The organism is Devosia sp. (assembly GCF_039927955.1).
GTDB lineage: Bacteria > Pseudomonadota > Alphaproteobacteria > Rhizobiales > Devosiaceae > Devosia.
Genome location: NZ_JBDSUA010000048.1, coordinates 73,426 through 79,898, shown reverse-complemented (window position 1 = coordinate 79,898; position 6,473 = coordinate 73,426). Strand labels below are relative to the sequence as shown.

Genomic DNA, 6,473 nt, shown 5'->3' with positions numbered 1-6,473 from the left:
ATCTCTGGAATGCCAAGCGTGGCTCGCTGCTTAGCCTGCGGTAGCATAATACCACATCCTAAGTCGCTGAAATCGCGTCGCTTTACATTTGCGCTTGACGCCTTCGTGCGAGGTGCCTATAGCCCCGCCACGAATTCCGGCGGCCACGTGCCGCTGGTCCTTTTCCCTCAAGGACTGATCAATGAGCACGTTCTCGATCAAACCGAGCGAAATCGACAAGAAGTGGGTCCTCATCGATGCCACCAATCTCGTCGTCGGCCGCCTCGCTTCTGTTATCGCCATGCGCCTGCGCGGCAAGCATCTCCCGACCTTCACCCGGCATATGGACATGGGTGACAACGTCGTCGTCATCAATGCCGACAAGGTGAAGCTGACCGGCCGCAAGCTGGACCAGCACAAGTTCTACTGGCACACCGGCTTCCCCGGCGGCATCAAGGATCGTACGGCCCGCGAACTGCTCGAAGGCCGTTTCCCGGAACGCGTTCTGGAAAATGCCGTGCGTCGCATGCTGCCCGGCGGCCCGTTGACCCGCGCCCAGCTCAAGAACCTCAAGGTCTATTCGGGTGCCGAGCATCCCCATGAGGCCCAGCAGCCGACCAAGCTGGACGTCGCTGCCATGAACTCCAAGAATGTGCGGGTGAAGTAATATGGCCGAAACCATCAATTCTCTCGAAGCTCTCGGCGCATCCTCCGTCGCTCCTGCCATCGTGGCATCGTCGGGTCCTGTCCATGTGCAGAAGCTTGATGCCCAGGGCCGCGCCTACGCGACCGGCAAGCGCAAGAACGCGGTTGCCCGCGTTTGGATCAAGCCTGGCAAGGGCAGTGTCGTTGTCAACGGCAAGGACTTTGTTGCCTATTTCGCTCGTCCGGTGCTGCAGCTGATCGTTCAGCAGCCGATCATCGCGACCGACCGCAAGGGCTCGTTCGACGTCGTCGTCACCGTGGCCGGTGGCGGTCTTTCCGGCCAGGCCGGTGCTGTGCGTCACGGCATCTCCAAGGCGCTGAACTTCTTCGAACCCGAACTGCGTGGCATCCTCAAGAAGGGTGGCTTCCTGACCCGTGACTCGCGCGTCGTCGAACGCAAGAAGTACGGCAAGGCAAAGGCCCGTCGTTCGTTCCAGTTCTCCAAGCGTTAATCGCTGGACGCACCAAATTGCTGCAAAGGGCCGGGAAACCGGCCCTTTTCTTTGCGCGGTCCAATCACCAGATAGAGCCAGACCAACGGATCGTCGCCCATGTTCAATCTGATTACCCGGTTCCACCTGCTGCTGCTGACGGTTTTGACCGCCATGACCATCGTGGCCTTTGTCCGTGTACCTGTGGGGTTTGCCTATCCGGCGCATTGGGGACCGCATAGCGAGGCGGATTGGCTATGGCCGCGCGACGTCGCCTTGCTGGGTGCGCCGGTGGTTGCCGTGGGGTTCACACTGGCTTTCGCTATTCTCGGCCTGTTGTTGGGCAAGTCGCGCCTGCTCCAGTCCCGCCATGTCTATGAACCGATCCTGACAGTGATTTTGACGGTGATCGCTTCCGTGCAGATGGGACTGCTGCTGACCGGTGTCGGGTCCGATCTCGATCTGGTCCGGATGACCGGATATGGGCTCGGTGCGCTGCTGGTGGTGACGGGCATCGTGTTTGCCGAAGCCGAGCGGCACTCCTATGCCGGATTGCGCCTGCCGTGGCCGGTCGAGGGTGATCGGGCGTGGCGAGCAGTGCATCTGAGCACCGGCATCGCCTGCGGGCTGGCTGGAGCAGGACTGGCGTTCGCCGCCTGGCTCAATGTCGACCTGAGCATCGCCATCGCGTCGCTGGCGACGGCACTGATCACCCCGATGCTGGTCGCTGGTGTGGCAACGCTGACCGCCAAGGCCGCTCGGCGCTGAGGCTTAGCCGACCAGCGGCACCGGCGCCTTGCGGACTTTCTTCTTTTTCAGGATACGCGGCACATAGGTCGCCATCACCCGCTCGATCACCTTGATCGCCTTGTCGGTACCGTCTTCGGCCTGCAACTCCTCGCTGAGCGCTGCGGCGTTGCGGCGATAGTCGGCACTGGTGCTGAGGTCTTCCAGCGCGCCGGCCAGAATTTCCGGCGTCAGCTTGCGCAGGCGCACCGGCTTGGGACCACAGCCCAGTTCATAGACCCGGCGACCCCAATAGGGTTGGTCGACGGTCTGCGGCACCACAAAGGTGGGACGGCCAAGGTGCAGGCCGGCGGAGGTGGTGCCGGCGCCGCCATGATGCACGACCGCGCTGACATACTTGAACAGCTTGTCGTGCGGGGCCTTTTCGATGGCAAAGATGGTGTCGGGCAGGTCATTGGGATTGATGCCGCCCCAACCGCGCGCCACCACCGCACGACCGCCCCATTGCTTGACGGCCTCTTTCAGGATCTGCGTATTGCGCTCGGCGCCGAACGGCATCGAGCCGAACCCGATATAGACGGGCGCCGGGCCTTCCGACAAAAACTTCTGGAAGGCTGCGGAGGGCTGCCAATCGCTGATATCAGGCAATTGCCAGAAGCCGGTGACCACAGCGGTCTTGGGCCAGTCGCGTGGACGCGGCGAGACCATCGAGGAATAGGCATAAAGCGTATTGAGCGGGGTGCCATCGGTGTTTTTGAAGAAGCCACCGTTCTTGCGCGAATCCAGCCCCATCAGCTCACGGCGCAGCTTGTTGCGCGGCAGGTTGTAATAGATTTGCTGCACGGTCATCGCCGTGTAGCTGAGGCGGTTGAAGGCCGGGCCGAAATCGGCGCCGTAATACATGCAGAGCGGGAACTCGCTGGTAGAGTTCAACGGCTGCAACGCCACCATGATTGCCGGGATATGCAGCGCTTCAGCGATATCGATGCCGAAACTGGTGTTCATGTTCAGAATCAGGGCGTCGGCGCCCTGGCACATGGTCCAGGCATGGCGGGCTGCCGTATCGACGATCTGCTGACCCTGGCGGAGCAGGGACGGGCCATTGATCAGCATCGACTGGCTCATCGCATTTTCAAAGCGCGACTGCTGCAGGAAGGCCTGGATTGATGGGCCCAGCGAATGGAATTCGATTCCATAGCTGGTGACCATGTCCTCAAATTCCTCGGAAGCCCCGAGGACGACTGAGTAACCGCGTTTCTTGAGGGAAATTGCGAGGGCCAAATAGGGTTGAACGTCGCCTTGCGTGCCGATCGTAACGAGGGCAATGCGCTTCAAAGTCGAACCTCACAATACGCCGTTCTGGTCAGCAAGGTCGGCGTCCGCCGGACCATTTACAATACCCTGCGCAGCATTTAAGAACGGGTCTCACTAGCTGGTTTCATTACAAAAAACCCGTCCGAAGGGCAAGAGACATGCCGTCCCTGTACACTATTGCTTTGGTTGGAGCTTCGCTCGCCGGCAAGTCCGTGGCAGCACCGGCGCGTGCGGCCGCCGCGAACGCCCGCTAGCTCTTCCCGCACGCCACCCAAGTGGCGGGGAAGAGCCGAAAACGACGTAGGGCACCGCAAGGCGCGGTTTAACCCGTTCACAACCATAATTCCGCGATAATCACGCTCTCTAACCGAGAAGCGTTGCGCTAGACGCGTCGCGGCCCAATCAAGGTCCAAACGGACCGCCGAGGATCACATGAGCGAAGATTTCCATCGCATCCGCCGCCTGCCGCCCTACGTGTTCGCCCATATCGATCCGCTCAAGGCCAAGGCGCGCGCCAACGGCGTCGATATCATCGACCTGGGCATGGGCAATCCGGATATGCCGACCCCGCAGCACATCGTTGAAAAGCTGCAGGAGACGGTGAAGGACCCGCGCACCCATCGCTATTCCAGCTCGCGCGGCATTCCCGGCCTGCGCAAGGCCCAGGCCAGTTACTACGGCCGCCGCTTCGGCGTGAAGCTCAACCCCGATACCCAGATCGTGGCAACGCTGGGCTCCAAGGAAGGCTTTGCCAACATGGCCTCGGCCATCACCGCCCCCGGCGATGTGGTGCTGGTGCCCAACCCGACGTACCCGATCCATGCCTTCGGCTTCATCATGGCCGGCGGTGTGGTGCGCTCGATGCCGGCCGATCCCAATGAAGATTTCATGCGTTCGCTCGATCGTGCTGTACGGCACTCAATCCCCAAGCCGATCGCACTGGTGCTGAACTATCCGGCCAACCCGACCGCCTATACCGCCGACCTCGATTTTTACACCGAGGTGGTCAAGTACTGCAAAGCCAACGACATCTTCATTCTGTCGGATCTGGCCTATTCGGAAATCTACTTCGACGAAGACGCGCCGCCGCCATCGGTGCTGCAGGTACCGGGTGCCATCGACATCTCGGTGGAATTCACCTCGATGTCCAAGACCTATTCGATGCCCGGCTGGCGCGTCGGCTTTGCCGTCGGCAATGAACGGCTGATCGCAGCTCTGGCCCGGGTGAAATCCTATCTCGACTACGGCGCGTTCACGCCGATCCAAGTTGCCGCCGCTGCTGCGCTCAACGGTTCGGACGATGTGATCGATGAAGTCCGCAAGGTCTACAAACTGCGCCGCGACGTGCTGGTGGAGAGCTTCGGTCGCTCGGGCTGGACCATTCCGGTGCCCAAGGCGACGATGTTTGCCTGGGCGCCGATCCCGGAACAGTTTGCCCATATGGGCTCGCTGGAATTTGCCAAGCTGCTGATCCAGGAAACTGGCGTTGGCGTCGCACCGGGCGTGGGCTTTGGCGAATATGGCGACCAGTATATTCGGCTGGCTTTCGTGGAAAACGAGCAGCGCATCCGTCAGGCCGCCCGCAACATCAAGAAGTTGCTCGGCAGCAAAGATGGCGGAGCCACCAACGTGGTGCCGCTGGCGACCGCGAAGTGATCTGAGCAAAGGGCCGGTTCGCCGGCCCTTTTTCACAGCCGATAGCGATCAGGTTGTGCGTCGAGCGCGGCGCGCGCTAAACTCCTATTGACGCCTAGGCGGTTTCCTATTCATGTGCGCTCCATGAGTGATATTCAGTCTTTCCGCCAAGCCGTAGAGTCCTTCATTTCTGCCCGTGGCTGGACCCCGACCCGGTTCGGCCGCACCATTGCCGGAGACCCCCTGTTCGTGTTCGATCTGCGCGAGGGGCGCGAGCCGCGCTCGGAGACGCGTAACCGCATTCTCAAGGCGATGCAGGATTTCAGCGACAGCGTTGCCGCAACGCCATTGCGCATCGGCGTTGCCGGCCTGGGCAATGTCGGCGCCACGCTGGTGCGGATTTTGCAGAAGGATGGCGTAGAGCTGACCAAGAAGCTCGGCCGGCAGATTGTGGTCACCGCCGTTGCCGCACGTTCCCGCTCCCGCGACCGCGGCATCGATATTGCCGGGCTTGAATGGTTCGACGATCCGGTGGCGCTGGCCAAATCCGATGGCATCGATCTGTTCGTTGAACTGATCGGTGGCGAGGACGGTCCGGCTTTCGCGGCGGTCAAGGCGGCGCTGGAAATGGGCCGTCCCGTGGTGACTGCCAACAAGGCGTTGCTGGCCAAGCATGGCGTGGCGCTGGCGCGGATGGCCGAAGAATCGGGCGCGCAGCTCGGATTTGAAGCTGCTGTTGCCGGCGGCATTCCGGTGATCAAGACGCTACGCGAAGGACTGGGCTCGGCCCGTATCGCGCGTGTCTATGGAATCATGAATGGCACCTGCAATTACATCCTGACCCGCATGGGGCAGGAGGATATTTCGTTTGCCGAATGCCTCAAGGATGCGCAGGCGCTGGGCTACGCCGAAGCGGACCCCAGTTTTGACGTCGACGGTTTCGATACGGCACATAAGCTGTCGATTCTGGCGACGCTGTGCTTTGGCTACGAAATCGCGCCCGACAAGATCCATGTCGAAGGCATTTCCAAGATTACCCAGGCCGATATCAAGGTGGCCGCTGACCTGGGCTACAAGATCAAGCTTTTGGGCATGGCGCAGCGCTATGAGGATGGCATCGAGCAGCGCGTGCATCCGACCTTCGTGCCCAAGGGCAGCGCCGTGGCTGGTGTCGATGGCGTGATGAACGCGGTGGCGCTGGAAACCGACCACGTACATGAACTGCTGCTGGCAGGTCCGGGGGCCGGTGGGCCGCCCACGGCGTCGTCGGTACTGTCAGACATTCTCGACATCGCTCGCGGCACGCGCGTGCCGCCGCTGGGCGTGCCAAGCCAGGAACTGCTGCCCTATAAACAGGCGCCGCTCCGCGCCCATGACGGCGGCTTCTATATTCGTCTGAATGCCAAGGATGTACCCGGCGCACTGGCAGCAATTGCTGCACGCATGGGCGAACGGGGCATTTCCATCGAAAGCGTCATCCAGCGACCAGATTTGCATGTCAAAGCCAATGCTGCCGACGGGCAACCTACCCGCACGGTCGTATTGTTGACCCAGCAAACTCTGGAGACAACCGTGCGCGAGTCCCTTGCGCAGATCGCGGCAGACGGGTTCATAGTGGGTGAACCGCAGCTCATCCGCATCGAGCTGCTCTGACGGCCGGAA

The 6,473-nt window shown here is 61.4% G+C and carries 6 protein-coding genes; 5 read left to right on the top strand and 1 reads right to left on the bottom strand.

Features of this window, described 5'->3' with window-relative positions:
• Positions 1–181: 181 nt before the first annotated feature.
• The 3 genes from rplM to ABIT12_RS13165 all read left to right on the top strand — a co-directional run bounded on the left by rplM (position 182) and on the right by ABIT12_RS13165 (position 1,883).
• On the top strand, positions 182–646 hold the full coding sequence (gene rplM / locus ABIT12_RS13175; protein WP_348042728.1) for a 50S ribosomal protein L13: 465 nt from the start codon (positions 182–184) through the stop codon (positions 644–646).
• Position 647: 1 nt separating this feature from the next.
• A complete protein-coding gene (gene rpsI, locus ABIT12_RS13170) occupies positions 648–1,136 on the top strand; it encodes a 30S ribosomal protein S9 (RefSeq protein WP_348042727.1) in 489 nt (162 codons plus the stop codon).
• Positions 1,137–1,235: 99 nt separating this feature from the next.
• Complete coding sequence (locus ABIT12_RS13165; RefSeq protein ID WP_348042726.1) at positions 1,236–1,883, top strand: hypothetical protein; 648 nt, start codon at positions 1,236–1,238, stop codon at positions 1,881–1,883.
• A 3-nt stretch (positions 1,884–1,886) separates the two neighbouring features.
• On the opposite strand, the gene ABIT12_RS13160 is transcribed toward ABIT12_RS13165, so the two are convergent.
• Entirely contained in the window at positions 1,887–3,197 is a 1,311-nt protein-coding gene (locus ABIT12_RS13160) for a glycosyltransferase (RefSeq protein ID WP_348042725.1), read from the bottom strand.
• Positions 3,198–3,608: 411 nt separating this feature from the next.
• Between ABIT12_RS13160 and ABIT12_RS13155 the strand changes: the two genes are divergently transcribed.
• A complete protein-coding gene (locus ABIT12_RS13155; RefSeq protein ID WP_348042724.1) occupies positions 3,609–4,832 on the top strand; it encodes an LL-diaminopimelate aminotransferase in 1,224 nt (407 codons plus the stop codon).
• A gap of 291 nt (positions 4,833–5,123) precedes the next feature.
• Positions 5,124–6,464: a homoserine dehydrogenase gene (locus ABIT12_RS13150; protein ID WP_348042730.1), complete on the top strand. Its 1,341-nt coding sequence runs from the start codon at positions 5,124–5,126 to the stop codon at positions 6,462–6,464.
• Positions 6,465–6,473: the final 9 nt, after the last annotated feature.

Bases quoted from the DNA above. Each gene is read 5' to 3' on its own strand.
- rplM (WP_348042728.1), top strand. From the start codon at position 182: ATGAGCACGTTCTCGATCAAACCGAGCGAAATCGACAAGAAGTGGGTC.
- rpsI (WP_348042727.1), top strand. From the start codon at position 648: ATGGCCGAAACCATCAATTCTCTCGAAGCTCTCGGCGCATCCTCCGTC.
- ABIT12_RS13165 (WP_348042726.1), top strand. From the start codon at position 1,236: ATGTTCAATCTGATTACCCGGTTCCACCTGCTGCTGCTGACGGTTTTG.
- ABIT12_RS13155 (WP_348042724.1), top strand. From the start codon at position 3,609: ATGAGCGAAGATTTCCATCGCATCCGCCGCCTGCCGCCCTACGTGTTC.
- ABIT12_RS13150 (WP_348042730.1), top strand. From the start codon at position 5,124: ATGCAGGATTTCAGCGACAGCGTTGCCGCAACGCCATTGCGCATCGGC.